This window comes from Streptomyces sp. AC512_CC834 (assembly GCF_019049325.1).
GTDB lineage: Bacteria > Actinomycetota > Actinomycetes > Streptomycetales > Streptomycetaceae > Streptomyces.
In genome coordinates, this window is sequence record NZ_JAGMUO010000033.1 from 36,973 (window position 1) to 62,634 (window position 25,662).

Below are 25,662 nucleotides of genomic sequence, written 5' to 3' on the forward strand. Positions count from 1 at the left end.
TGTACTGCGCCTGGGCTGGGATCAGCGGGCGTAGTACTCGACGACGAGCTGCTCGTCGCAGATCACCGGGATCTCCTTGCGGTTCGGCTCACGGTCCAGGCGGAACGCCAGGGACTTGAGGTTCACCTGGAGGTAGCGCGGGGTCTCGCCGTCGGGGGCGAAGCCACCCTCACGGGCGATCGTGAAGAGCGTCTTCTCCTTGGAGCGGTCGCGGACCTGCACGACGTCGTCCGGGCGGACGCGGAAGGACGGCTTGTCGACCTTCTGGCCGTTGACCTGGATGTGGCCGTGGACGACCATCTGGCGGGCCTGGTAGATCGTCCGGGCGATGCCCGAGCGCAGGACCAGCGCGTCGAGACGGCGCTCGAGCTCGATGACCAGGGCCTCGCCGGTCTTCATGTTGGTCTTGGAGGCACGCTCGTAGGCGCGGACGAGCTGGCGCTCGCTGAGGTCGTACTGCGCGCGCAGACGCTGCTTCTCGAGCAGACGGACCTTGTAGTCCGAGTTCTGCTTGCGGCCGCGGCCGTGCTCACCCGGCGGGTAGGGGCGGGCCTCGAAGTACTTGACGGCCTTCGGGGTCAGCGCGATGCCGAGGGCACGCGACTTCTTGACCTTGGGGCGGGGCTGGTTCGCCACTGTCTGTGTCTCTTTCCTGGATTTTCGGCTTGTCAGGGTTGAGGGAGGTCGCAATCCGCAGCCGGGGAAACCCGCCCGGTCCGCTCGGGACCTTGCGGGCAGCCGCTCCCTGGTCTGGGCACATACGTGCAGCACGCGAGTGGCCCACCGACCGGTCCCGGAAGCCGGGTGGTGGTGGGCTGCCCGCGACACCTGTCGACGGTGCGCGACGCTCCTGGAACCCGCTGGGGGTTCCGGCCGGTTGTCCCGTTCTGACTGCACGGGACTCGGCACTTCCGGGTGATTCTACAGGCTGCTCAGGACCGCTTGCGACCGAGGTGCCCGCGGGTCCACTCCACCGCGTCCGCGTACCGGGCCTCGGCGCCGTGCCGGGTCGGCTCGTAGTACGTCCGGTCCTTCAGCTCGTCCGGCGCGTACTGCTGGGCGGCGATGCCCTCCGGCAGGTCGTGCGGATACACGTACCCCTGCCCGTGTCCCAGCTTGCCGGCGCCCTGGTAGTGGCTGTCGCGCAGATGCGAGGGGACCGGTCCGGCGTGCCCCTTGCGTACGTCGTCCAGGGCCGCGCCGATGGCGGTGGTCGCGGCGTTGGACTTCGGGGCGAGGGCGAGGGCGATGGTGGCGTGGCTGAGGGTGAGGGCGGCCTCGGGAAAGCCGATCATGGCGACGGCCTGGGCGGCGGCTACGGCGATCGGCAGCGCGTTCGGATCCGCCAGGCCGATGTCCTCGCTGGCCGAGATCATCAGGCGCCGGGCGATGAAGCGGGGGTCCTCGCCGGCCTCGACCATGCGGGCCAGGTAGTGCAGGGCGGCGTCCACGTCGGAGCCGCGGATGGACTTGATCAGGGCGCTGGCGACGTCGTAGTGCTGGTCGCCGTCGCGGTCGTACTTCACCGCGGCCCGGTCGACCGTCTCCTCCAGCGTGGTCAGGCCGATCTCCGTCTCGCCCTTGTCCAGCGCGGCCCCGGCGGCGGCCTCCAGGGCGGTCAGGGCCCGGCGGGCGTCGCCGCCGGCGATGCGCAGCAGGTGCCCCTCGGTGTCCTCGGGCAGGGCGACGGCGCCCTTGAGGCCGCGGTCGTCGGTCAGGGCGCGGCGGACCAGGTCCCGGACGTCGTCGTCGGTGAGGGGCTCGAGGGTGAGCAGGAGGGAGCGGGAGAGCAGCGGGGAGATCACCGAGAAGTACGGGTTCTCGGTGGTGGCGGCGATCAGGGTGACCCAGCGGTTCTCGACGGCCGGGAGCAGGGAGTCCTGCTGGGCCTTGCTGAAGCGGTGGATCTCGTCGAGGAAGAGGACGGTCTCCTTGCCGTACCCGCCGACCGCGCGGCGGGCGCCCTCGATGACCGCGCGGACCTCCTTGACGCCCGCGGTGATCGCGGACAGCTCCACGAAGCGCTTGTTGGTGGCCTTGGAGACGACGTACGCCAGGGTGGTCTTGCCGGTGCCCGGCGGGCCCCAGAGGATGACAGAGGAGGGCCCCGCGGGGCCGGAGCCGCCCTCGCCGACGAGTCGGCGCAGAGGGGAACCGGGCTTGAGCAGGTGCTGCTGACCGACCACCTCGTCGAGGGTGCGCGGGCGCATCCGCACGGCGAGGGGGCTGCCGGTCGGGTCCTTCTCCTGGCGTTCTTCGGCTGCGGCGGTGAACAGGTCGGGCTCCACGCTCTGAACCCTAGATGACCGCACTGACAACGCGACGGGCCCGGTGGGCCCGGACGGTCGGCCGACCCGTCGGCCGGTCCGTCGGCCGGTCCGTCAGCCGGTCCAGAAGTCCCACCAGCGAGTGAGGATCATCATGCCGATGATGCCGACGTGCAGCACCGGCAGGACCCAGGTGAACTCGCCGAAGAAGCCGCGCAGCCAGTTGGGCGCGGGCAGGAAGCCCTTGCGGACGTTGAAGGACGTCACGTACCAGAACATCAGGATCGTGGCGACCCAGGCCAGGCAGCACCACAGGCACAGCGCGTTGATCCGGTACAGGGACTGGAACTGCAGCCACGACACGAACCCGATACCGAACAGGCAGCCGGCGTTGAAGGTGAGCCAGTACCAGCGCGGGAAGCGGGCCCGGGCGAGCAGGCTCATGCCGACGCAGACGACGATGCCGTAGGCGACGAGGCCGAGCATCGGGTTGGAGAAGCCGAAGACGGAGGCCTGATCGCTCTCCATCACGTCGCCGCAGGAGACGACGGGGTTGAGGCTGCAGCCGGGCGTGAAGGTCGTGCCGGCGATCTTGGCCTCGAGCAGTTTGTGCTCGTCGATCGTGATGACCCATGCGGCGAGCAGGCCGGCCGCGCCCGTGATCACCAGCAGCAGCGCGAGGGCGCGGCTGCCGCCCTCGGTGCGCGGTGTTCCGGCGGTGGCTTCCGGCCCGGACTGCGCCACGGTGGGAACGTCCTTCACTGTCGTCTTGCTCATCACGCCGATTCCGTCACTGGAGAGTCGGACCTGCTTCGGGCAGGGCCATTGTGCCGCACGAGCCTGTATGGGCACCGTTCGATGAACATATGAACGGCTCGGCGATCACTCCGAAGCGGCCCGTTCCGGCCAACACCCGTTCCCCAGGGGCACACGCGGACGAACACGCGCGCCCCTGGAGGCGACGAGGCGTACAGGTCCGCTAACCGAGCCTGGACTCCAGCTCCGCCACGATCTCGTTGACGCCGATCGCGATCTGCTCGCCGGACTCCATGTCCTTGAGCTGGACGACGCCCTCGGCCAGGTCGCGTTCGCCCAGGACCAGGGTGTAGCGGGCGCCCGAGCGGTTGGCCGCCTTCATCGCGGCCTTCAGGCCCTTGCCGCCGTAGGAGAAGTCGGCGGCCACGCCGTTCTTGCGCAGCTCGGTGACCTTGGCGAACAGGATCCGGCGGGCCTCCTCGCCGAGGGGGACCGCGAAGACGGACGTGGCGGACGGGATGTCCGGTTCGATGCCCTCCGCCTCCAGGGCGAGGACGGTGCGGTCGACGCCGAGGGCCCAGCCGACCGACGGCAGGGACGGGCCGCCGATCATCTCGGACAGACCGTCATAGCGGCCGCCGCCGCCCACCGCGGACTGGGAGCCGAGGCCGTCGTGGACGAACTCGAACGTCGTGCGGGTGTAGTAGTCCAGGCCGCGGACCAGCTTGGTGTCGTCCTCGAAGACCACGCCCTGCGCCACCAGCAGAGAACGCACCTCCTCGTGGTACGCCTTGCAGGCGTCGCACAGGTAGTCGCGCAGCAGCGGGGCGTCGGTCAGCTTCTTCTGGACGTCCGGGCGCTTGTCGTCCAGGACGCGCAGCGGGTTGATCTCGGCGCGGCGCAGAGTGTCCTCGTCCAGGTCCAGGCCGCGCAGGAAGTCCTGGAGCGCGGCCCGGTAGACGGGGCGGCACTCCTTGTCGCCCAGGGAGTTGAGCAGGATGCGGAAGTTCCGCAGGCCCAGTGCGCGGTACGACTGGTCGGCCAGGATGATCAGTTCGGCGTCGAGCGCCGGGTCCTCGGCGCCGATCGCCTCGGCACCGACCTGGGAGAAGTGGCGGTACCGGCCCTTCTGGGGGCGCTCGTAGCGGTACTGCGAGCCCGAGTACCAGACCTTCACCGGCAGGTTGCCCGCCTTGTGCAGGTTGGCCTCCAGGACCGCGCGCAGCACGGCGGCGGTCGTCTCCGGGCGCAGGGCGAGCCGGTCGCCGCCCTTGGTCTCGAAGACGTACATCTCCTTGGTCACGATGTCGGTCGACTCACCGACACCGCGCGCGAACAGCTCGACGTTCTCGAAACCGGGCGTCTCGATGTAGCCGTAGCCGGAGTTGCGCAGCGGGGCCGCGATCGCCTCGCGGACGGCCAGGTACTTGGCGGAGTCCGGCGGCAGCAGGTCGTACGTGCCCTTGGGGGCCTTGAAGGTGCTCACGGGATCTGTCTCGTCACATTCCTCGTCGGGGCGCGTCGAAAGCGCTGAGTCCTTGCCGGCCCGCGGCCACCTGCCGCAGATACGGGTTGGTGGCGCGCTCCTGGCCGATGGTCGTCTGGGAGCCGTGGCCGGACAGCACCACGGTCGAGTCGTCGAGCGGCAGGCACACGCGCGCCAGGGACTCGAGCATGTCGTCCATGGAGCCGCCCGGCAGGTCGGTGCGTCCGATGGAGCCGGCGAACAGCAGGTCGCCCGAGAACATGACCGGCGGGATGTCCGCCGCCTCGGGCAGGCCGAAGGTCACCGACCCCTTGGTATGGCCCGGCGCGTGCGCGACCGTCAGCTCCATGCCCGCCAGCGCCAGCTTCGCGCCGTCGGTCAGCTCCTTGACGTCGTCCGGCTCCCCGACGGTCAGCTCGCCCATGATCGGCATGCCGATGCTGCGACCCATCCCCTTCTCGGGGTCGCTCATCATGTACCGGTCGTCGGGGTGGATCCAGGCGGGCACGTCGTGGGCGCCGCACACCGGGACGACCGAGGCGACGTGGTCGATGTGGCCGTGGGTGAGGACGACGGCGACGGGCCTGAGCCGATGCTTGCGGACCGCTTCCTCGACTCCGGGGGCCGCCTGGTGGCCCGGATCGATGATCACGCACTCCTCGCCGGCGGCGGGGGCGACGAGATAGCAGTTCGTCCCCCAGGCGCCGGCCGGGAACCCGGCAATGAGCACGATCGTCCTTCGTTTGTGTCGGTACGGGTGGGCTTGCGAACGGGCCGCGCCCATGGTCAGAGCCTACCGGCGGTGCCGTTTCCTCAGCGAACCCATATACGGTACGGGGCTACACGCCCACGGTCGGCTCATCGCACCCACGCGTACCGGTCGGCACACGAAGACGCATGAGGAGAGAACCCGGTGGTCACCCAGGAGCAGCGGCGGCGTCAGCTCGCCCGGGAGAAGTTCTTGCGGCAGCAGCAGCGACGCACTTCCGCCCGACGCAAGGCGCGCATGCGCAACGCCTCGATCGCGTCGGTGCTCGGCGTGATCCTGATCGGCAGTCTCGCGCTGTACACGACCGGAGTGGTCCTGGGGGACGACGACGACAGCAAGACGAACGCGGGCGCGGAGGTCACGCCGAGCGCCTCGGCCTCGACCAAGGCGCCGGATCCGTGCGACAAGCCCGCCGAGGGCAAGGTCAAGACGCAGACCTGGAAGAAGGAACCTGCGATGACCATCGACAAGTCGGCGAAGTACACGATGAAGCTGGCGACGACCTGCGGTGACATAGACATCGCCCTGAAGTCGTCGGCGGCTCCGCACACCGTCAACTCGTTCAACTTCCTGGCGGGCAAGGGCTTCTTCGACCACACCAAGTGCCACCGGCTGACCGCTGAGGGCATCTACGTGCTCCAGTGCGGCGACCCCACGGGCAAGGGCACCGGCGGCCCCGGCTACACCATTCCGGACGAGAACCTCAAGGACAAGAGCCTCAAGGACAACGTGTACCCGGCGGGTACGGTCGCGATGGCGAACACCGGGCAGGCCGACTCCGGCGGCAGTCAGTTCTTCCTCGTCTACCAGGACAGTCAGCTACCGCCCAGCTACACCCCGTTCGGCACCATCTCGGACGACGGCATGACGGTGCTGAAGAAGATCGCGGCCGCGGGGGCCCAGCCCGCCGACCCCACAACGGGCAACACCGCGCCCAACGCGACGGTCGTGATCAACAAGGCCACGGTCGCCAAATCCTGACCCTCATCAGCGAAAGTTCGGTCGTGCGGGATGCGGACAGGCCCCCCGCCGGTCGCCTATGTTTGCCGTGACGAAACTGTGGACGATGCCCGGGGGTAGCGAAGCCCCCCGCAGGCATCATGTGGAGGAGGCGCTGTGAGCAGCGACCCGTGGGGCCGCGTCGACGAGACGGGGACCGTGTACGTGCGTACGGCCGACGGCGAGAAGGTCGTCGGCTCCTGGCAGGCAGGCTCCCCCGAGGAGGCACTGGCCTACTTCGAACGCAAGTACGAAGGCCTGGTTGTCGAGATCGGCCTCCTCGAGAAGCGGGTGAAGACCACCGACCTGTCGGCGAAGGACGCCCAGACCGCCGTCGACCATCTGCGGGAGCAGGTGGACGCGCACCACGCGGTCGGCGACCTGGAAGCCCTGCGGGCCCGGCTGGACAAGCTCGTCGCGCTGGTGGAGACCCGGCGCGAGGAGCGTAAGGCCCAGCGCGCCAAGCAGTCCGACGAGGCGCGCGGCGCCAAGGAGGCACTGGTCGCCGAGGCCGAGGAGCTGGCCCGCTCGGACCAGTGGCGGGCGGCCGGTGAGCGGCTGCGGTCCCTGGTCGACACCTGGAAGGGCCTGCCGCGTCTGGACCGCAAGTCCGACGACGAGCTGTGGCACCGCTTCTCGCACGCGCGCTCGGCGTTCTCCAAGCGCCGCAAGCAGCACTTCGCGCAGCTCGACGCGCAGCGCGAGGAGGCCCGGCGGACCAAGGAGCGGCTGGTCTCCGACGCCGAGGCGCTCTCCAACTCGACGGACTGGGGACCGACGGCCGCGCGCTACCGCGACCTGATGTCCGAGTGGAAGGCGGCGGGCCGCGCCCAGCGCGAGCACGAGGACGACCTGTGGAACCGCTTCCGCGGCGCCCAGGACGTGTTCTTCGCCGCCCGCAGCTCGGTCTTCGCCGAGCGGGACGCGGAGCAGACGGAGAACCTGAAGCTCAAGGAGGAGCTGGCCGAGGAGGCCGAGAAGCTCGTCCCGGTCACCGACCTGAAGGCGGCCCGTGCCGCGTTCCGCTCGGTCAACGAGCGCTGGGAGGCCATCGGCCACGTGCCGCGCGACGCCCGGCCGAAGGTCGAGGGCCGGATGCACGCGGTCGAGCGGGCGCTCCAGGACGCCGAGGAGACCGAGTGGCGCCGGACCAACCCGGAGGCACGCGCGCGTGCCGAGGGTCTGACCGGTCAGCTCCAGGCCGCCGTGGACAAGCTGCGCTCCCAGATCGAGCAGGCGCGCGCCCAGGGCAACAACGCCAAGGCGGACAAGCTCGGGCGTGAGCTGGAGGGCCGGCAGGCGCTGCTTGACCAGGCGCTCAAGGGGCTGCACGAGTTCGGCGGCTGACACCCGGCCGCACACGGCCACCCGGCCACCCGGCCACACGCGGCCGACGCACACGCTCAACCGCACAGGGGCTCCCGTACACGCCGTACGGGAGCCCCTGTGCCTGTGTGAGCGCCCGCTACGACGGCCTGCGCGCCGATGTCACCCGGTACACGTCGTAGACGCCCTCGACGCCGCGTACGGCCTTCAGGACGTGACCGAGGTGCTTCGGGTCGCCCATCTCGAAGGTGAAGCGGGAGGTGGCCACGCGGTCGCGGGAGGTCTGGACGGCCGCGGAGAGGATGTTGACGTGCTGGTCGGACAGCACGCGCGTGACGTCCGACAGCAGCCGCGAGCGGTCCAGGGCCTCGACCTGGATGGCGACCAGGAAGACGGAGGACTGGCTGGGGGCCCACTCGACCTCGAGGATGCGCTCCGGCTCGCGGGACAGCGAGTCCACGTTCACGCAGTCGCTGCGGTGCACGGAGACGCCGCTGCCGCGGGTGACGAAGCCGATGATGGGGTCGCCGGGAACGGGCGTACAACAGCGGGCCAGCTTGATCCACACGTCGTCGACGCCCTTGACGACGACGCCCGGGTCGGCGTTGGTCCGGCGCTTGCGGCCGCGGGCCGGCGGGATCGACTCGTCGATCTCCTCGGTGGCGGCCTCCTCGCCGCCCAGCGCCTGGACCAGCTTCTGCACGATGTTCTGCGCGGAGACATGGCCCTCGCCGATCGCCGCGTACAGCGCGGAGATGTCCGAGTAGCGCATCTCGTGGGCGAGCGTGACCAGGGAGTCGCCGGTCAGGATGCGCTGGATCGGCAGGTTCTGCTTGCGCATGGCGCGGACGATGGCGTCCTTGCCGTGCTCGATCGCCTCGTCGCGGCGCTCCTTGGAGAACCAGGCGCGGATCTTGTTGCGGGCGCGCGGCGACTTGACGAAGCCCAGCCAGTCGCGGGACGGGCCCGCGCCGGCCGCCTTGGAGGTGAAGACCTCCACCAGGTCGCCGTTGTCCAGGGTGGACTCCAGCGGGACGAGCCGCCCGTTGACCCGTGCCCCTATGGTGCGGTGGCCGACCTCGGTGTGGACGGCGTAGGCGAAGTCCACGGGGGTGGCCCCGGCCGGGAGCGCTATGACGTCGCCCTTGGGCGTGAAGACGAAGACCTCGTTGCGGGAGAGGTCGAAGCGCAGGGACTCCAGGAACTCGCCGGGGTCCTCGGTCTCCTTCTGCCAGTCCAGGAGCTGCCGCAGCCACGCCATGTCGTTGAGGTGGTCGTCCTTGCTCTTGCCGGACGACTTGGGGGCGTCGGTGCGCACCTTGGAGGCCCCTGCCACGGCCTCCTGCTTGTACTTCCAGTGCGCGGCGATGCCGTACTCGGCGCGGCGGTGCATGTCGAAGGTGCGGATCTGCAGCTCGACCGGCTTGCCGCCGGGGCCGATGACCGTCGTGTGCAGCGACTGGTACATGTTGAACTTGGGCATCGCGATGTAGTCCTTGAACCGCCCCGGAACCGGGTTCCAGCGGGCGTGGACCGTGCCGAGCGCCGCGTAGCAGTCGCGGACGGTGTCCACCAGGACGCGGATGCCCACCAGGTCGTAGATCTCCGCGAAGTCACGGCCGCGGACGATCATCTTCTGGTAGACGCTGTAGTAGTGCTTGGGGCGGCCGGTGACGGTCGCCTTGATGCGGGCCGCGCGCAGGTCCTGCTGGACCTCGTCGGTGACGACGGCCAGGTACTCGTCGCGCTTGGGGGCGCGCTCGGCGACCAGGCGGACGATCTCGTCGTACATCTTGGGGTAGAGGATCGCGAAGGCGAGGTCCTCCAGCTCCCACTTGATGGTGTTCATGCCCAGCCGGTGGGCGAGCGGCGCGTAGATCTCCAGGGTCTCGCGCGCCTTCTTCTCCTGCTTCTCGCGCTTGAGGTAGCGCATGGTGCGCATGTTGTGCAGGCGGTCGGCGAGCTTGATGACCAGGACGCGCGGGTCCTTGGCCATGGCGACGACCATCTTGCGCACGGTCTCGGCCTGCGCGGCCTCGCCGAACTTGACCTTGTCCAGCTTGGTGACGCCGTCGACGAGCAGGGTGACCACGTCGCCGAAGTCGCGGCGCAGGTCCTCCAGGCCGTACTCGGTGTCCTCGACGGTGTCGTGCAGCAGCCCGGCCATCAGCGTGGCGGGGTCCATGCCCAGCTCGGCGAGGATGGTGGTGACGGCGAGCGGGTGCGTGATGTACGGGTCGCCGCTCTTGCGCTTCTGGCCGCGGTGCCAGCGCTCGGCGACCTGGTAGGCGCGCTCGATCTGGCGCAGGGTCGACGTCTCGATCTTGGGGTCGTTGCCGCGCACTATGCGCAGCAGCGGCTCCAGGACCGGGTTGTACGGGTTGGCGCGCTGGACGCCGAGGCGGGCGAGGCGGGCGCGGACGCGGTTGGAGGAGCCGGAGCGGGCGGGCTGCCCGGAGGGGGCGCGGACCACGGGAGCGTTCTGCGCGCGCTCGGGCGGCAGCGCCTTGGGGCGTGGCTGCTGCTCGGCCGGCTTGTCGACCGGCGTGGACGGGGCGTGCTTGATCGGCCCGCGCGTGTCGTTCTTCGCCTGGGGCTCGCTCGGCGCGGGCTTCGCCGCGGGCGCCGAGGCGGACTCGGGCTTTGCGGCGGTCAGTGGCTGGGCCTCGTCTGGCAAGAGGACTCCTCGTGCGCGATCCGGCTCGCCCGGTCAGGCTCCGGAAACCCCATGGTAGCGATCCTGCGCCGCGGGATCGCCTGCAGGCCGATGTGAGGGCCGTCAACACCTGCAACGCCTGAGGCGGGCGCCGGATTCCTCCGGGCCCGCCTCACGTCGTGCGGTGGGTGCTCTCGGCGCGCTCAGACCGTGAGCAGCGCCTTCAGCGGTGCCCCTGCCAGAGCGGGCTCCAGGCGGGCGCGGCCGCCGAGGAAGCCCAGCTCCATCAGGACGGCGAGGCCGACGACCTCGGCGCCGGCCCGGCGGATCAGCTCCAGCGAGGCCTCGGCGGTGCCGCCGGTGGCGAGGACGTCGTCGACGACCAGTACCCGGTCGCCCGCGGTCAGGTCCTCGGCGTGCACCTCGATCTCGGCGGAGCCGTACTCCAGGTCGTACGCCTGGCTGAGGGTGGCTCCGGGGAGCTTGCCCGCCTTGCGTACGGGGATGAAGCCGAGGCCCGCCCGCAGGGCCACCGGGGCGCCCAGGATGAAGCCCCGGGCCTCCAGGCCGACGACCTTGGTGGCGCCGGTGTCCCCGGCGACCTCGGCGAGCGCGTCGGTCAGGACGGTGAACGCCGCCGGGTCCGCCAGGAGTGGGGTGATGTCCTTGAACACCACGCCCGGCTCCGGGTGGTCCGCCACATCCCGGATACGGCTGAGGAGCAGCTCCGTGATGTCGGTCGTCCCGGTCATCGGCGCTTCCCCGAGGGCCGGCCGCGGCCCCGGCCGCGGGACGCGGGCTGGTTGCGGGGACCGACGACCGCGGGAGCCGCGTCGTCGGGCTCGTCTCCCCCGTCGGCTCCGTCCTCGGCGTAGGACCCCTCGGCGACGGCGGAGTCCGCCGGCTCACCCTTGGCCGCCGCCTGGGCACGCTTGGCGAGGACCCGCTTCTTGAGGGCCTTCATCTGCGGCTCGGCCTCCTTGAGGTCGGCGACGAGCGGCGTGGCGATGAAGATCGACGAGTACGCGCCCGCGGCGAGACCGACGAACAGCGACAGCGAGATGTCGTTGAGCATGCCGGCGCCGAGGAAACCGCCGCCGATGAACAGCAGGCCCGCCACCGGCAGCAGCGCGACCACCGTGGTGTTGATGGAGCGGACCAGGGTGCTGTTGATCGAGCGGTTGGCGATCTCCGCGTAGGTCCAGCGGGTCTGCTTGGTGATGTCCTTCGTCTGCTCCTTGAGGCTGTCGAAGACGACGACCGTGTCGTAGAGCGAGTAACCGAGGATCGTGAGCAGACCGATCACCGTGCCGGGTGTGACCTCGAAACCGACGAGGGCGTAGATGCCGACCGTGATGGTGATGTCGTGGATCAGCGCGACGAACGCGGCGAGCGCCATGCGCCACTCGAACGCGATCGCCAGGTAGATCACCACGAGGACCATGAAGATCCCGAGGCCCTGCCAGGCCTTGTTCGCGATCTGGTCACCCCAGCTCGGGCCGACCAGGTCGGCGTTGATCTTCTCCGCCGGGACGTCCAGGTCCTTGGAGAGGTCTTCCTTGATCTGGTCCGACTTCTGGGTGTCGGTGCCCGAGATCTGGATGCGGAGGCTGCCGTCACCGAGCTTCTGGACGATCGCGTCGTGGCCGGAGGCCTCTTCCGCCCAGGTCTCGGCCTGGGAGACCGAGGCGCTCATGTTCTTCGGGGTGGTGAAGACCGCGCCGCCCTGGAACTCGATGCCCATGTGCAGTCCGCGCACCGCCAGGCCGAGGATGGCCGTGATGGTGATGAGGATCGAGATGCCGTACCAGATCTTGCGGTTCTTGACGAAGTCGTAGCCGACCTCGCCGTGATGCAGACGGGCGCCGAGTGTGCCGAGCTTCGACATCTCTCACGCCTCCTTCGGGTCGACAGGGCCGGCGGCAGGACGGGACGGACGGCGGGTGCGGCGCAGCGGAGGCTTGGCACCCAGGGCCTTGGGGTCGAGGCCGGACCACTTGTGACCGCTCGCGAAGAACTTGCGCCGGGCCATCAGCGTCAGCAGCGGCTTGGTGAAGAGGAACACCACCACGACGTCGAGCAGGGTCGTCAGACCCAGCGTGAAGGCGAAGCCCTGCACCTTGCCGACGGAGACGATGAAGAGCACCGCGGCGGCGAGGAAGGAGACGAAGTCGGAGACCAGGATGGTGCGCCGGGCGCGCGGCCAGGCCCGCTCGACGGCGGGACGCAGCGTGCGGCCCTCCCGGATCTCGTCGCGGACGCGTTCGAAGTACACGATGAACGAGTCCGCCGTGATGCCGATGGCGACGATGGCACCGCACACGGCCGGCAGGTTCAGCGCGAAGCCGATGGTCGGGCCGAGCAGCGACATGATCACGTAGGTGAGACCGGCCGAGACGAGCAGCGAGCAGACGGCGATGAACGACAGGCCGCGGTAGTACAGCAGCAGGTAGATGACGACCAGGGCGAGGCCGATCGCGCCCGCGATCAGACCGGCCCTGAGCTGATCACCGCCGAGCGCGGCGGTGACGGTGGTGACGCTGTCCTCCTTGAAGGTCAGCGGCAACGCGCCGTAGGACAGCATGTTGGCGAGGCCCTGGGCCTCCTCCTGGTCGAAGCTGCCGGAGATCTCCGCGCTGCCGCCGGTGAGCGCCTGGCTGACGTAGGGGTCGGAGACGACCTCGTTGTCCAGGACGATGGCGAACTGGTTCTGCGGGGACTGGTTCTGGGCCAGCTTGCCGGTGACGTCCGCGAACTTCTTGGAGCCCTCGTCCGTGAACTTCATCGTCACGGTCCAGCCGGCGGCGGTCTGCGTGTTGTAGACGGCCTCGGCCTCGTCGACCTCGGTGCCGTCGACCGCCGCGGGGCCGAGGATGTACTTCTGCCACTGGCCCTGCGAGTTCTGGCCGCAGGCCACCATCGAGTCGGCGGGCTTGGATCCGTCGCCGGCCGTGGCGCGGGCGCCCTTGTCGGTGCAGTCCAGGGCCGCGTACTGCTGCTGGAGCTTGGCGGTGGCGTCGTCGCCGGAGGCGCTGGCGCTCGGGGACGGGGAGGCGCCGTCGGAGCTCGTCGCGGACGGGCTCGGGTCCGCCTTCAGGGCGTCGCTGGCGGCGCGGCCCTGGCTGGTGGCGCTCGCCGAGGCGGAGTCGGACGGCGTGCCGCTCGCCTTGTCCCCGTCGGTGGCCTTGTCCTTGTCGGACGCCTTGTCGGACGCCTTGTCCGTGGCCTTGTCGGTCGCCTTGTCCGAGGCGCCGCCCGTCTCGCTCGCCGAGGGGGTGCCGGTGGCGCCCGCGCCGGAGAGCTCGGTGGCGAGGACCGGACGGAAGTAGAGCTTGGCGGTGGTGCCGACCTGTGCCCGGGCTTCCTTCGAGTTCGTCCCCTTGGGAATGTTGACGATGATGTTCCGGTCGCCCTGGGTCTGAACCTCGGCCTCGGAAACACCCAGACCATTGACACGGCGGTTCATGATCTCGACCGCGGTGTCCATGTTGGTCTTGTTGATCGCGGACTCCTGGCCCTCTTCCGGCACGGCCCGGAGCGTGATGCTGGTGCCGCCGGCCAGGTCGATACCGAGACGCGGAGTCGTGTGTCCGGAGGCGAACATGCCTCCGGTGAGCGCCACGATGGCGATCAGAATCAGGGCCAGCGAGCGCCCGGGCTTACTCTGAGCGCTCGCATTCTTTCCCTTTTTAGGTGCTACCACCTTTGCGTACTCCCTCTCGGGCCGCTTCGCGCCGGGAAGGCGTCACCGGCGGCCATCACATGGTGTCCGGATCCGTGCGAGCCGCGCGTCACACGGGATGCGCGGGAACGTCCCGCGCACCCCGGGGGGCACGGCCTACTTCGCCTCGGAACCGCCGTCGGACTTCTTCGCCTGCTCGTCCGCCTTCGCCTCGGCGGGCGCGGCGTCGACCGTCGGCTCGTCGGCCGGCTCGGCGGCGGGCTCGTCGTCCGGCTTGTCGTCCGGCTCGGCGGCCTTCTTGCCGAGGTCGACGGACTTGTCGTCGGAGGCGGCGTCGGCGGGGGCGTCGGTCTCGGTGAGGGAGGAGGCGTCGTCCGGGACGACGTCCGAGTCCGACTTCAGGTCGTGCTCGATGCCGTGGACGATGCGGTTGTACTCGTCGTCGGTGAGGACGGCACCGATGGAGTTCTTGGCGAAGAGCAGGTCGACGCCCGGGCCGGCGTCGAGGAGGACCGTGTCCTCGTTGACCTCCTTGACCGTGGCGTACATGCCCCCGATGGTGCGGACACCGGATCCGGGCTGCATCTCGTTCCGCATGTTGGCGGCCTGCTGCTGCTTCTTCTTCGCCGACCGGGTCATCAGGAACATGGCCCCGATGAGCACGATGAACGGGAGGAGGGTCACGAGACTCACGGGTCGGTACTTCCTTCACACGACCGCGATGGTGAGCGGCCTGATGGTTGGGGGTGTGTACGCCGCCGGCAAGGACGGCATCGGCGGAGTCTAAGCGAGTCCGCGCGCATGGAACAACGCTCAGCATGGCACCGGGGTTCCTGCTCCGGCGAATGTGCCGCTCGTGACGGGGTCGTCACGCCCCGAACAGGTCCTGTTGTCCGTTTCCGGAACCCTGCGAACGCGGCGGGGTGAGGCCGAGGTGGGCCCAAGCGGCCGGCGTCGCGACCCGCCCGCGTGGGGTGCGGGCGAGCAGCCCCTCCCGTACGAGGAAGGGTTCGGCGACCTCCTCCACTGTCTCACGCTCCTCCCCCACGGCGACGGCGAGCGTGGACAGGCCGACCGGTCCGCCGCCGAACAGCTTGAGGAGGGCCTCCAGCACTCCCCGGTCGAGGCGGTCGAGGCCCCGCTCGTCGACCTCGTAGACCGCGAGGGCGGCCGCGGCGATCTCCTGGGTGATCAGACCGTCGGCCTTGACCTGGGCGTAGTCGCGGACCCGGCGCAGCAGGCGGTTGGCGATACGGGGGGTGCCGCGGGAGCGGCCGGCGATCTCGGCGGCGCCGACGGTGTCGATCTGGACGTCGAGCAGACCGGCGGAGCGGTGGATGACGCGTTCCAGTTCGGCCGGTCCGTAGAACTCCATGTGGGCGGTGAAGCCGAAGCGGTCGCGCAGCGGGGGCGGCAGCAGCCCCGCGCGCGTGGTGGCGCCGACCAGGGTGAACGGGGGCAGCTCCAGGGGGATGGCGGTGGCGCCCGGGCCCTTGCCGACGATGACGTCGACCCGGAAGTCCTCCATGGCCATGTAGAGCATCTCCTCGGCGGGCCGCGACATGCGGTGGATCTCGTCGAGGAAGAGGACCTCGCCCTCCTGGAGCGAGGAGAGGATCGCCGCGAGGTCGCCCGCGTGCTGGATGGCGGGTCCCGAGGTGATGCGGATGGGGGCTTCCATCTCGGCCGCGATGATCATCGAGAGGGTGGTCTTGCCGAGGCCGGGAGCGCCGGAGAGGAGCACGTGGTCGGCGGTCGCCCCGCGCGCGCGTGCGGCCCGCAGCACCAGGTCGAGCTGCTCGCGGACCTTCTCCTGTCCGATGAACTCGCCCAGGTCCTTGGGGCGCAGGGCCGCCTCCACGGCCTGGTCCTCGCCGTCGGCGACAGCGCCCACCAGCCGCTCGGCGGCGGCCTCCGCGTCGGTCGTGTCGTCCCAGTTCATGTGTGCCTCGTGGGTCGGTGGGTGGCTGGTGGGGCGCGGTTCGGGAGTTCGGGGGGTGTGGTCAGCGGGCGCGGTTCAGGGTCTGCAGGGCCGCCTTCAGGAGCTGCCCCACCTGCGGCGTGCCCTCGGCGGCCTCGGCTCGGGGGGCCACGGCGGTCACGGCCTCGTCGGCCTCGCGGGTCGCATACCCGAGGCCGATCAGCGCGGCGTGCAACTGGTCGCGCCAGCCGGTGCTGACCGGGGCGCCGACCGCGGGGGCGCCGATCGGCTCGCCGAGCCGGTCCCTCAGCTCCAGGAGCAGCTTCTGCGCGCCCTTCTTGCCGATGCCGGGCACGGCGGTGAGCGCCTTCTCGTCGCCGGTGGAGACGGCTCTGCGCAGGGCGTCGGGGTTGTGCACGGCCAGCATCGCCTGGGCCAGGCGGGGGCCGACGCCGCTGGCCGTCTGGAGCAGCTCGAAGACCTGGCGCTCGTCGTCGTCGGCGAAGCCGTAGAGCGTGAGCGAGTCCTCGCGGACGACGAGGGAGGTGGCGAGCTTGGCGGGCTTGCCGAGCCTGAGGGTCGAGAGGGTGTTCGGCGTGCACTGGACGGCCATGCCGACGCCGCCGACCTCGACCACCGCGGCGTCGGGAGCGAGGGCGGCGACGGTACCGCTGACGAAGGCGATCATGCCGTACGGCCTTTCGGTGCGGGCGGGGTGCGGGCGGTCTGCGGGGCTTTCGGGGCGTGCCGGGCCACGGCCTGCTGGAGGCGGTTTTGCGCGGGGGCGCGCCAGATGTGGCAGATGGCGAGCGCGAGGGCGTCGGCGGCGTCGGCGGGCTTGGGCGGCGCGGCGAGCCGCAGCAGCCGGGTGACCATGGCGCCGACCTGTGCCTTGTCGGCGCGGCCGCTGCCGGTGACGGCCGCCTTGACCTCGCTGGGGGTGTGCAGAGCGACGGGGATGCCGCGGCGCGAGGCGCACAGGATCGCGACGGCGCTGGCCTGGGCGGTGCCCATGACCGTACGGACGTTGTGCTGGCTGAAGACGCGCTCCACGGCGACGCAGTCCGGCCGGTGCTCGTCCAGCCACTGCTCGATGCCCTGCTCGACGGCGACGAGACGGTGGCCGAGGTCGGCGTCCGCGGGCGTGCGGACGACGCCGACGCCGATCATGGTGAGCGGTCGGCCCGCGACGCCCTCCACGACGCCGACCCCGCAACGGGTCAGCCCCGGGTCCACCCCCAGTACGCGCAACGCCCCGCCTCCTTTGCGGCTAAACCGCCGCCGCTCTCGCGGACCTGGCTGGTCACCATCGGGGTTGCTCAATTGATGATTGCGGTCCGCGGGTGGTGATCTTTGATGTGCGCCAGGCTATCGGGTGCCACTGACAGGGCGACGGGCCGACAGGGTGTGTCCCCGTCGGCCCGCCGTGCGGGGGACGCGCTACGCGTCCACCTTCTCCATGACCTCGTCGCTCACGTCGAAGTTGGCGAAGACGTTCTGCACGTCGTCGCTGTCCTCCAGGGCGTCGATGAGCCGGAAGATCTTCCGGGCGCCCTCCTCGTCCAGCTCGACCTGCATGGTCGGGACGAAGTTGGCGTCGGCGGACTCGTAGTCGATGCCCGCGCCCTGGAGGGCGGTGCGGACCGCGACCAGGTCGGTGGCCTCGCTGAGGACCTCGAAGGACTCGCCGAGGTCGTTGACCTCCTCGGCGCCCGCGTCCAGGACGGCGGTCAGGACGTCGTCCTCGCCCAGCTCGCCCTTGGGTACGATCACGACGCCCTTGCGGTGGAACAGGTACGACACCGAGCCCGGGTCGGCCATGGAGCCGCCGTTGCGGGTCATGGCGACGCGCACGTCGGAGGCGGCGCGGTTGCGGTTGTCGGTGAGGCACTCGATGAGCACCGCGACGCCGTTCGGGCCGTAACCCTCGTACATGATCGTCTCGTAGTCGGCGCCGCCCGCCTCGAGGCCACCGCCCCGCTTGACCGCGGAGTCGATGTTCTTGTTCGGCACCGACTGCTTCTTCGCCTTCTGGATGGCGTCGTACAGCGTCGGGTTGCCCTCGATGTCGACGCCACCCATCCGGGCCGCGACCTCGATGTTCTTGATCAGCTTCGCGAAGAGCTTGCCGCGTTTGGCGTCGATCACGGCCTTCTTGTGCTTCGTCGTAGCCCATTTAGAGTGGCCGGACATCTGCCTGTCTCCTTCGCGTAACCCATCTCTGCAACGAACGCAGGAATCCTACAAGGACTCCGCTGCCCGGTTCGCGCGCACCATGTCGGCGAAGAGGCGGTGCACGCGGTGGTCGCCGGTCAGCTCCGGGTGGAACGACGTGGCCAGCGCGTTGCCCTGGCGGACCGCGACGATGTGGCCGTCGTGCTCGGCGAGCACCTCGGCCGCGGCGCCCACGGACTCCACCCAGGGCGCGCGGATGAAGACGCCCTCCACCGGGGCGCCCTCGACGCCATCGAGGGCGACGGCCGCCTCGAAGGACTCGTTCTGCCGTCCGAAGGCGTTGCGGCGCACGATCATGTCGATGCCGCCGACCGTCTCCTGCCCCGAGCGCGGGTCGAGGATCTTGTCGGCCAGCATGATCATGCCGGCGCAGGTGCCGTAGACGGGCAGACCGTCCCGCACGCGCGCGCGGAGGGGGTCCATCACTCCGAAGAGGACGGCCAGTTTGGAGATGGTGGTGGACTCGCCGCCGGGCAGGACCAGGCCGTCCACCTCGGCGAGTTCCTCGGGGCGCCGCACCGGCCTGGCCACGGAGTCGGCCGCGGCCAGGGCGACGAGGTGCTCCCGTACGTCGCCCTGGAGGGCCAGGACGCCGATGACCGGGGTGTCACTCATGGGTTCCGTGCCCTACCAGCCGCGGTTGGCGTAGCGCTCGGTCTCGGGCAGGGTGTCGCAGTTGATGCCGACCATGGCCTCGCCGAGGTTGCGGGACGCCTCCGCGACGACCTTCGGGTCGTCGTAGAAGGTGGTCGCCTTCACGATGGCGGCGGCGCGCTTGGCCGGGTCGCCGGACTTGAAGATGCCGGAGCCGACGAAGACGCCCTCGGCGCCGAGCTGACGCATGAGCGCGGCGTCGGCCGGGGTGGCGACGCCGCCCGCGGAGAAGAGCACCACGGGGAGCCTGCCCAGTTCGGAGACCTCCCTGACCAGCTCGTACGGGGCGCGCAGCTCCTTGGCGGCGGCGTACAGCTCGTTGTTGTCGTAGCCGCGCAGCCGGGCGATCTCGTTCTTGATCTGGCGCAGGTGGCGGACGGCCTCGACGACGTTGCCGGTGCCGGCCTCGCCCTTGGAGCGGATCATCGCGGCGCCCTCGGTGATCCGGCGCAGGGCCTCGCCCAGGTTGGTGGCGCCGCACACGAAGGGGGTCGTGAAGGCGAACTTGTCGCTGTGGTTGACCTCGTCGGCCGGGGTGAGGACCTCGGACTCGTCGATGTAGTCGACGCCGAGGGACTGCAGGACCTGGGCCTCCACGAAGTGGCCGATGCGGGACTTGGCCATCACGGGGATGGAGACGGCGCCGATGATGCCCTCGATCATGTCCGGGTCGGACATGCGGGCCACCCCGCCGTCCTTGCGGATGTCGGCCGGGACCCGCTCCAGCGCCATGACGGCGACGGCGCCCGCGTCCTCGGCGATCTTCGCCTGCTCCGGCGTGACGACGTCCATGATGACGCCGCCCTTGAGCTGCTCGGCCATGCCGCGCTTCACCCGGGCGGTGCCGGTCTCGGGTGCCTGGTTTTCGGAGAGCGTGCTGGACACGGGTACCTCGCTGAGGGGAAGGGGTTTGTGCAGCAACGAGGAAACGCGAGGCGAGCAGGCCACAGCAAGAGCCAATGAGAAGGCGGTGGATCGTTTTCGGCGCGTGGACCCTCGGACCGGGGTTACGCGGCCCGTTCGACCAGGGCCGCCGGTGACTCGTCGTCCATCTCGAAGGCCGGCGGGAAGGGGGCGTGTCCGGCGAGGCGGAACCAGCGGACCTTGCGGTGCTCGCGCAGCCTGCGGGCGGCCCCCACCGCGTCGTTGTGGAAGCGCCGGGCCATCGGGACGCGCCGCACGGCCTCGGCCAGCTCGTGGGCCGCCTCCTCTCCCCCGGGCGCCTCGCGCAGGACGTCCACCTGCTGCGGATCGGCGAACACGGCCCGCAGGGCCTGGCTCAGCTCGCTCTCGGCGACCTCCCGCAGCTCCTCCTCGGCCTGCCGGGCGGCGTGCGCGGCCTCGTACAGGACGATGGAGGCGGCGGGGTCGAGCACGCCCGAGGTGGCGAGTTCCTGGGCCACGGACGCCCTGCGCAGCAACTGCGCGTCCAGCGCGGCACGGGCGGCGTCGATCCGGGCGTGCAGCCGGTCCAGCCGGCCCGCCGTCCAGCTCAGATACAGGCCGACGGCGACGAGGACGGCCAGGACGACCAGGATCCAGATGAGGGTTGCGGTCACGGACGGCAACCCTATCGGTGGGCCCCCGGCCGCAGGCGGGTCAGTCCCTCGCCAGTCCGAAACGGGCCCGCAGGCCCGTCGCCCGTTCGTCGGTGGCCACCGCCGCCGCGCCCGCCGTGACCGTCTCGTAGACGGACAGGATGTCGGCGCCGACCGTGGACCAGTCGAAGCGCCGTACGTGGGCGCTGCCCCGCTCCCGCAGAACGGCCCGGGCTTCCGGGTCGGCCAGCAGCCGCAGGGCCGCGTCGGCGAGGGCGTCGGCGTCCTCGTTGGGGAAGAGTGCGCCGGCCGCCCCCTGGTCGAGTACCTGCGCGAAGGCGTCCAGGTCGGCCGCGAGCACGGGGGCGCCGGCCGACATGGCCTCGACGAGGATGATCCCGAAGCTCTCGCCGCCGGTGTTGGGCGCCACGTACAGGTCGACGCTGCGCAGCAGGCGGGCCTTGTCCTGGTCGCTGATCATGCCGAGGAACTCCACCCGGGAACGCAGCTCCCCGGGCAGGCTCTCGACGGCCTCCTCCTCGTCGCCGCGCCCGGCGACCAGCAGGCGGGTCCGCGGGCGGGCGGCGAGGATCTTCGGCAGGGCCCGCATCAGCACCGGCAGGCCCTTGCGGGGCTCGTCGATACGCCCTATGAAGCCGATCGTGTCGCCCTGCCACTCGCTCTTGGGCTCGGCGTCGGCGAAGAAGTCCACGTCGACGCCGTTGGGGATGACGACGGCGTCCCCGCCGAGGTGCTCGACGAGCGTGCGACGGGCGTACTCACTCACCGCGATGCGCGCGCTGATCTTCTCCAGGGCGGCCTGGAGGATCGCGTACGCGGCGATCATCGCGCGGGAGCGCGGGTTGGAGGTGTGGAAGGTGGCCACGATCGGGCCCTGCGCCGCCCAGCAGGCCAGCAGGCCGAGCGAGGGCGAGGTCGGCTCGTGGATGTGGATGACGTCGAACGACCCGTCGTGCAGCCAGCGGCGTACCCGGGCCGCGGACAGGAAGCCGAAGTTCAGCCGGGCCACCGAGCCGTTGTACGGCACCGGCACCGCGCGGCCGGCGGAGACGACGTACGGGGGCAGCGGGGTGTCGTCGTCTGCGGGGGCGAGGACGGACACCTCGTGGCCGAGGCGGATGAAGTACTCGGCCAGATCCCTGATGTGGAACTGGACGCCGCCCGGCACGTCCCAGGAGTACGGGCAGACGATGCCGATCCTCACGGCGTGCCCTGTCCGTCGGCCGCCGCCGGTGCCTTGGCGGGATCGAGGTCTTTGAGCCACAAGCGCTGGAGCATGTGCCAGTCCTCCGGGTGGTCGGCGATCCCCGTGGCGAAGGCATCGGCCAGCGCCTGTGTCATGACAGACGTCTTCTCGGCCCGGGTACCTGACTCGGGGATCCCGACCGGCGGATGGATCCGCCCCCGCATGACGGGCGAGTCGTCGTACCAGAGCGTCACCGGCAGCAGCGGTGCGCCCGTCTGCTGGGCGAGCAGGGCGGGCCCTGCGGGCATGCGGGCCGTGTCGCCGAAGAAGCCGACCTCCACGCCGGAGGCGGACAGGTCGCGGTCGGCGACCAGGCAGACCAGGCCGCCCTCGCGCAGCCGCCGGGCCAGCGTGCCGAACGCCGTACCGCCGCTGTGCGGCAGGACCTCCATGCCGAGGCCCTCGCGGTAGGCGACGAAACGGTCGTAGAGGGTCTCCGGCTTGAGGCGCTCGGCGACCGTGGTGAAGGGGATGCCCAGTTCGGTGGTGACCCAGGCGCCTGCGAGGTCCCAGTTGGCCAGGTGCGGGAGGGCGAGGATCACGCCCCTGCCCGCGTCCATGCCGCCGGTGAGGTGGTGCAGGCCCTCAGGGGCGAAGCCGCCCTTGACGCGCTCGGTGCTCCACGCCGGGAGCCGGAAGGACTCCATCCAGTAGCGCAGGTACGAGCGCATGCCCGCGCGCGAGAGGGCGGCGAGCCGCTCGGGGCCCGCGTCCGGCACCACGCGCGCGTAGTTGCTCTCCAGGCGCCGTACGCCCGTACCGCGCTGCTTCCAGGCGAGGTCCGCGACGGTGCGGCCGAGGCGTACGGCGGCGGGCTCGGGGAGCCTCTTCACGGTGCCCCAGCCGGCGCCGTACAGGCCGTCGGTCAGCCGGTCCCGAGCGCTCACTTCGCCGCCTCGGTGCCCTGGCTCTCCTGCGTGGCGGCATCCGCCTCGGCGGCCTCCCGGCGGACCGTGACGACCCGCTGGACCAGCGTGACGAGGCTGCCGACGGCGACGATCCACAGGGCGATCGGCAGCAGGTACTGGATGCCGGGCACCCCGAACTTGTGCAGACCCGCGAGTCCGGCGGCGACCAGCGAGATGACGAGCCGCTCGGCGCGCTCCACCAGTCCGTTCACGGCGACCGGCAGGCCGATCGCCTCGCCGCGCGCCTTGGTGTACGACACCACCTGGCCGCTGGCCAGGCAGAAGATCGACACTGCGCACAGGACGATGTCGTCACCGCCGCCCGCGTACCACAGGGCGAGGCCGCCGAAGACGGCGCCGTCGGCGACCCGGTCCAGCGTGGAGTCCAGGAACGCGCCCCAGCGGCTGGAGCGGCCGAGCTGGCGGGCCATGTTGCCGTCGACGAGGTCGGAGAAGACGAAGAGCGTGATCACCACCGTGCCCCAGAAGAACTCACCCATGGGGTAGAAGACCAGTGCACCCGCGACCACACCGGCGGTGCCGAGCAGCGTGACCGTGTCCGGGCTGACGCCCCGGCGGATGAGAAACGCGGCAAACGGTGTGAGGACACGCGTGAAAAATGCACGCGCGTACTTGTTCAGCATGGCCTTCCCGACGGTCGGTGTGGCCGCGGCCCTTGCTGGCCACCGGCTGGCCCATCGTAGTCACGCGCGCGCGTGGCCGGTGGCTGGGCACCCTGAGCCGTCGGTGAGCGGCCGGTGGGCCGCGGGATCGGGTCGTTCGTATGGACGCGGCGTGACGGGAGTGGAAAGCTCGAAGGACCGCGGGCGTCGCCGGAGCCGCCAGTGCACGCGGTCCCGCGTGTCCGCGCCCACAGTGACCTCACCGTGCACGGGAGGCAAGGACATGGGCGACAAGGCACACACCCATCCCGGAGCCGCCGGAAGGGCAACGGCGGCCGACCACCCCACGTCCGTACGGAATGTGGTGCTGGTCGGCCACTCCGGATCGGGCAAGACGACTCTGGTGGAAGCTCTCGCGCTGACAGCGGGAGCGGTGAACCGGGCGGGCCGCGTGGAGGACGGCGGCTGCGTCTCGGACTACGACGACATGGAGCGCCGGCAGCAGCGCTCCGTACAGCTCTCCCTGGTGCCGGTCGAATGGGACGGCATCAAGATCAACCTCTTGGACACTCCCGGGTACGCCGACTTCGTCGGTGAGCTGAGGGCCGGTCTGCGCGCGGCGGACGCGGCCCTCTTCGTCGTCTCGGCCTCCGACGGGGTGGACGGCTCGACCCGCATGGTCTGGGAGGAGTGCGCCGCCGTCGGCATGCCGCGCGCCATCGTCATCACGCACCTGGAGGCCGCCCGCGCGGACTTCGAGGACATGACCCGGATCTGCGCGGAGGCCTTCGGCGGCGACGACCCCGACGCCGTACTGCCGCTGTACCTGCCGCTGCACGGTCCGCCCACCCCCGACGGGCACGCGCCCGTGACCGGGCTCGTCGGCCTGCTGACCCGGAAGCTGTTCGACTACGCGTCCGGCGGGCGCGAGGAGTCCGAGCCGGGCGAGGAGCAACTGCCGCAGCTCGACGAGGCCCGCAGCATGCTGATCGAGGGGATCATCTCGGAGAGCGAGGACGAGACCCTCATGGAGCGCTACCTCGGCGGCGAGCAGGTCGACGTCAAGACCCTCATCGAGGATCTGGAGCGGGCCGTCGCGCGCGGGGTGTTCTTCCCGGTCCTGGCCGCCGCACCCGCCGCCGAGGGCGCCCGGCAGGGACTGGGCACCGTCGAACTCCTGGAACTCGTCACGCGGGGGTTCCCGACTCCCCTGGAGCGCACCGCACCCCGGGTCACCACACCCGAGGGCGCCGGGCGCGAGCTGCGGATGTGCGATCCCGAGGAGTCGCTGGTCGCCGAGGTCGTCAAGACCTCCTCCGACCCGTACGTCGGCCGGATCTCGCTGATCCGCCTGTTCTCCGGCACCCTGCGCGCCGACCAGACGGTGCACGTCTCCGGGCACGGCCTGGCCGACCGGGGCCACGAGGACCACGACGTCGACGAGCGCATCGGCGCCCTGTCCACACCGTTCGGCAAGCAGCAACGGCCGGTCACCCACGTGATCGCGGGAGACCTGGCCTGCGTGGCCAAGCTGAGCCGCGCGGAGACCGGGGACACGCTCTCGGCCAAGGACGACCCACTGCTGATGGCCCCCTGGGAGATGCCCGACCCGCTGCTGCCGCTGGCCATCGAGGCGCACAGCAAACCCGACGAGGACAAACTCTCCCAGGGACTGGCGCGGCTGGTCGCCGAGGACCCGACGATGCGCCTGGAGCACAACCAGGACACCCACCAGGTGGTCCTGTGGTGCCTGGGCGAGGCGCACGCCGAGGTGGCGCTCGAACGGCTGCGCAGCCGCTACGGCGTCCAGGTCGACGTCGTACCCCACCGGGTCTCCCTGCGCGAGACGTTCGGCGGCCGGGCGGCCGGGCGCGGCAGGCACGTCAAGCAGTCCGGCGGCCACGGCCAGTACGCCATCTGCGAGATCGAGGTGGAGCCGCTGCCGGGCGGCTCGGGCATCGAGTTCGTGGACAAGGTGGTCGGCGGCGCGGTGCCCCGGCAGTTCATCCCGTCCGTCGAGAAGGGCGTGCGCGCACAGGCGGCCAAGGGCGTCGCCGCGGGCCACCCGCTCATCGACGTCCGGATCACACTGCTCGACGGCAAGGCGCACTCGGTGGACTCCTCCGACGCCGCCTTCCAGACGGCCGGCGCGCTGGCACTGCGGGAGGCCGCCGCACAGGCGCGGATCCATCTGCTGGAGCCGGTGGCCGAGGTCGGCGTGCTGGTCGGCGACGACTACGTGGGCGCCGTGATGAGCGATCTGTCCGGACGCCGCGGCAAGGTGCTCGGCACCGAGCAGACCAGCGGCGGACGGACCCTGATCAGGGCCGAGGTGCCCGAGATCGAGATCGGCCGCTACGCGGTGGACCTGCGCTCCCTCTCGCACGGCACCGCGCGCTTCGACCGCCGGTACGCACGGCACGAACCGATGCCGGCGCAGGTCGCGGAACGACTGCGTGAGGAGGTGCGGGTGGCGTCCTAGCTGTACTGCCCAGGGACGTTGGTCAACCTGGTGACGGGTGGTTTGCCGCCGGTTGCGGTGTGGGGGCGGTGGTGATTGTAGTGATGGAGCCAG

At 70.8% G+C, this 25,662-nt stretch carries 23 protein-coding genes; 3 read left to right on the plus strand and 20 right to left on the minus strand.

Annotation, left to right across the window (positions count from 1 at the left end):
- Window positions 1-21: 21 nt before the first annotated feature.
- The 5 genes from rpsD to KUM40_RS13265 all read right to left on the minus strand — a co-directional run bounded on the left by rpsD (window position 22) and on the right by KUM40_RS13265 (window position 5,239).
- The gene (gene rpsD, locus KUM40_RS13245; protein WP_217166033.1) at window positions 22-636 is read right to left on the minus strand and encodes a 30S ribosomal protein S4; all 615 of its coding nucleotides are present in this window, start codon (window positions 634-636) and stop codon (window positions 22-24) included.
- Between the two features lie 296 nt (window positions 637-932).
- The gene (locus KUM40_RS13250) at window positions 933-2,288 is read right to left on the minus strand and encodes a replication-associated recombination protein A (protein WP_217166034.1); all 1,356 of its coding nucleotides are present in this window, start codon (window positions 2,286-2,288) and stop codon (window positions 933-935) included.
- A 93-nt stretch (window positions 2,289-2,381) separates the two neighbouring features.
- Window positions 2,382-3,044 (minus strand): vitamin K epoxide reductase family protein, encoded by a 663-nt coding sequence (locus tag KUM40_RS13255; protein ID WP_217166035.1) that lies wholly within the window; start codon window positions 3,042-3,044, stop codon window positions 2,382-2,384.
- A gap of 202 nt (window positions 3,045-3,246) precedes the next feature.
- Window positions 3,247-4,509: a histidine--tRNA ligase gene (hisS, locus tag KUM40_RS13260; RefSeq protein WP_217166036.1), complete on the minus strand. Its 1,263-nt coding sequence runs from the start codon at window positions 4,507-4,509 to the stop codon at window positions 3,247-3,249.
- A 13-nt stretch (window positions 4,510-4,522) separates the two neighbouring features.
- Complete coding sequence (locus KUM40_RS13265) at window positions 4,523-5,239, minus strand: MBL fold metallo-hydrolase (RefSeq protein WP_217166037.1); 717 nt, start codon at window positions 5,237-5,239, stop codon at window positions 4,523-4,525.
- A 183-nt stretch (window positions 5,240-5,422) separates the two neighbouring features.
- Here KUM40_RS13265 and KUM40_RS13270 point away from each other — a divergent pair, with 183 nt between their 5' ends.
- Together KUM40_RS13270 and KUM40_RS13275 are read left to right on the plus strand one after the other, a co-directional pair.
- Window positions 5,423-6,259 carry a peptidylprolyl isomerase gene (locus KUM40_RS13270; protein WP_217166038.1) on the plus strand — a complete coding sequence of 279 codons (837 nt, stop codon included), beginning with the start codon at window positions 5,423-5,425 and terminating at the stop codon, window positions 6,257-6,259.
- Between the two features lie 135 nt (window positions 6,260-6,394).
- Entirely contained in the window at window positions 6,395-7,624 is a 1,230-nt protein-coding gene (locus tag KUM40_RS13275) for a DUF349 domain-containing protein (RefSeq protein ID WP_217166039.1), read from the plus strand.
- Window positions 7,625-7,742: 118 nt separating this feature from the next.
- On the opposite strand, the gene relA is transcribed toward KUM40_RS13275, so the two are convergent.
- The 15 genes from relA to pgsA form a co-directional block, all read right to left on the minus strand.
- A complete protein-coding gene (gene relA / locus KUM40_RS13280) occupies window positions 7,743-10,280 on the minus strand; it encodes a GTP pyrophosphokinase (RefSeq protein ID WP_217166040.1) in 2,538 nt (845 codons plus the stop codon).
- Window positions 10,281-10,462: 182 nt separating this feature from the next.
- Window positions 10,463-11,011, minus strand: coding sequence for an adenine phosphoribosyltransferase (locus KUM40_RS13285; protein WP_217166041.1), 549 nt, complete (start codon window positions 11,009-11,011; stop codon window positions 10,463-10,465).
- Window positions 11,008-12,147, minus strand: coding sequence for a protein translocase subunit SecF (gene secF, locus KUM40_RS13290; protein WP_217166042.1), 1,140 nt, complete (start codon window positions 12,145-12,147; stop codon window positions 11,008-11,010). The genes KUM40_RS13285 and secF overlap by 4 nt, the downstream gene beginning before the upstream one ends.
- A gap of 3 nt (window positions 12,148-12,150) precedes the next feature.
- A complete protein-coding gene (gene secD, locus KUM40_RS13295) occupies window positions 12,151-13,962 on the minus strand; it encodes a protein translocase subunit SecD (RefSeq protein WP_217166043.1) in 1,812 nt (603 codons plus the stop codon).
- 135 nt (window positions 13,963-14,097) lie between these two features.
- Complete coding sequence (gene yajC, locus KUM40_RS13300) at window positions 14,098-14,634, minus strand: preprotein translocase subunit YajC (protein ID WP_217166044.1); 537 nt, start codon at window positions 14,632-14,634, stop codon at window positions 14,098-14,100.
- Window positions 14,635-14,809: 175 nt separating this feature from the next.
- Window positions 14,810-15,883 (minus strand): Holliday junction branch migration DNA helicase RuvB, encoded by a 1,074-nt coding sequence (gene ruvB / locus KUM40_RS13305; RefSeq protein ID WP_217166045.1) that lies wholly within the window; start codon window positions 15,881-15,883, stop codon window positions 14,810-14,812.
- A gap of 61 nt (window positions 15,884-15,944) precedes the next feature.
- The gene (ruvA, locus tag KUM40_RS13310; protein WP_217166046.1) at window positions 15,945-16,550 is read right to left on the minus strand and encodes a Holliday junction branch migration protein RuvA; all 606 of its coding nucleotides are present in this window, start codon (window positions 16,548-16,550) and stop codon (window positions 15,945-15,947) included.
- Entirely contained in the window at window positions 16,547-17,113 is a 567-nt protein-coding gene (ruvC, locus tag KUM40_RS13315; protein WP_217166047.1) for a crossover junction endodeoxyribonuclease RuvC, read from the minus strand. Before ruvC ends, ruvA begins: the two co-directional genes overlap by 4 nt.
- Window positions 17,114-17,302: 189 nt before the next feature.
- Window positions 17,303-18,055 carry a YebC/PmpR family DNA-binding transcriptional regulator gene (locus tag KUM40_RS13320; RefSeq protein WP_217166048.1) on the minus strand — a complete coding sequence of 251 codons (753 nt, stop codon included), beginning with the start codon at window positions 18,053-18,055 and terminating at the stop codon, window positions 17,303-17,305.
- Window positions 18,056-18,103: 48 nt separating this feature from the next.
- Window positions 18,104-18,712 carry a pyridoxal 5'-phosphate synthase glutaminase subunit PdxT gene (pdxT, locus tag KUM40_RS13325; RefSeq protein WP_217166049.1) on the minus strand — a complete coding sequence of 203 codons (609 nt, stop codon included), beginning with the start codon at window positions 18,710-18,712 and terminating at the stop codon, window positions 18,104-18,106.
- Window positions 18,713-18,724: 12 nt separating this feature from the next.
- The gene (gene pdxS, locus KUM40_RS13330; protein WP_217166050.1) at window positions 18,725-19,636 is read right to left on the minus strand and encodes a pyridoxal 5'-phosphate synthase lyase subunit PdxS; all 912 of its coding nucleotides are present in this window, start codon (window positions 19,634-19,636) and stop codon (window positions 18,725-18,727) included.
- 122 nt (window positions 19,637-19,758) lie between these two features.
- Window positions 19,759-20,310, minus strand: a complete 552-nt coding sequence (locus KUM40_RS13335; RefSeq protein ID WP_217166051.1) for a hypothetical protein — start codon at window positions 20,308-20,310, stop codon at window positions 19,759-19,761.
- Window positions 20,311-20,350: 40 nt separating this feature from the next.
- Entirely contained in the window at window positions 20,351-21,514 is a 1,164-nt protein-coding gene (locus KUM40_RS13340) for a glycosyltransferase family 4 protein (RefSeq protein WP_217166052.1), read from the minus strand.
- The gene (locus tag KUM40_RS13345) at window positions 21,511-22,443 is read right to left on the minus strand and encodes a phosphatidylinositol mannoside acyltransferase (protein ID WP_217166053.1); all 933 of its coding nucleotides are present in this window, start codon (window positions 22,441-22,443) and stop codon (window positions 21,511-21,513) included. The genes KUM40_RS13340 and KUM40_RS13345 overlap by 4 nt, the downstream gene beginning before the upstream one ends.
- Entirely contained in the window at window positions 22,440-23,108 is a 669-nt protein-coding gene (gene pgsA, locus KUM40_RS13350; RefSeq protein WP_217166054.1) for a phosphatidylinositol phosphate synthase, read from the minus strand. The genes KUM40_RS13345 and pgsA overlap by 4 nt, the downstream gene beginning before the upstream one ends.
- 262 nt (window positions 23,109-23,370) lie before the next feature.
- Here pgsA and KUM40_RS13355 point away from each other — a divergent pair, with 262 nt between their 5' ends.
- The gene (locus tag KUM40_RS13355) at window positions 23,371-25,569 is read left to right on the plus strand and encodes an elongation factor G-like protein EF-G2 (RefSeq protein ID WP_217166055.1); all 2,199 of its coding nucleotides are present in this window, start codon (window positions 23,371-23,373) and stop codon (window positions 25,567-25,569) included.
- Window positions 25,570-25,662: the final 93 nt, after the last annotated feature.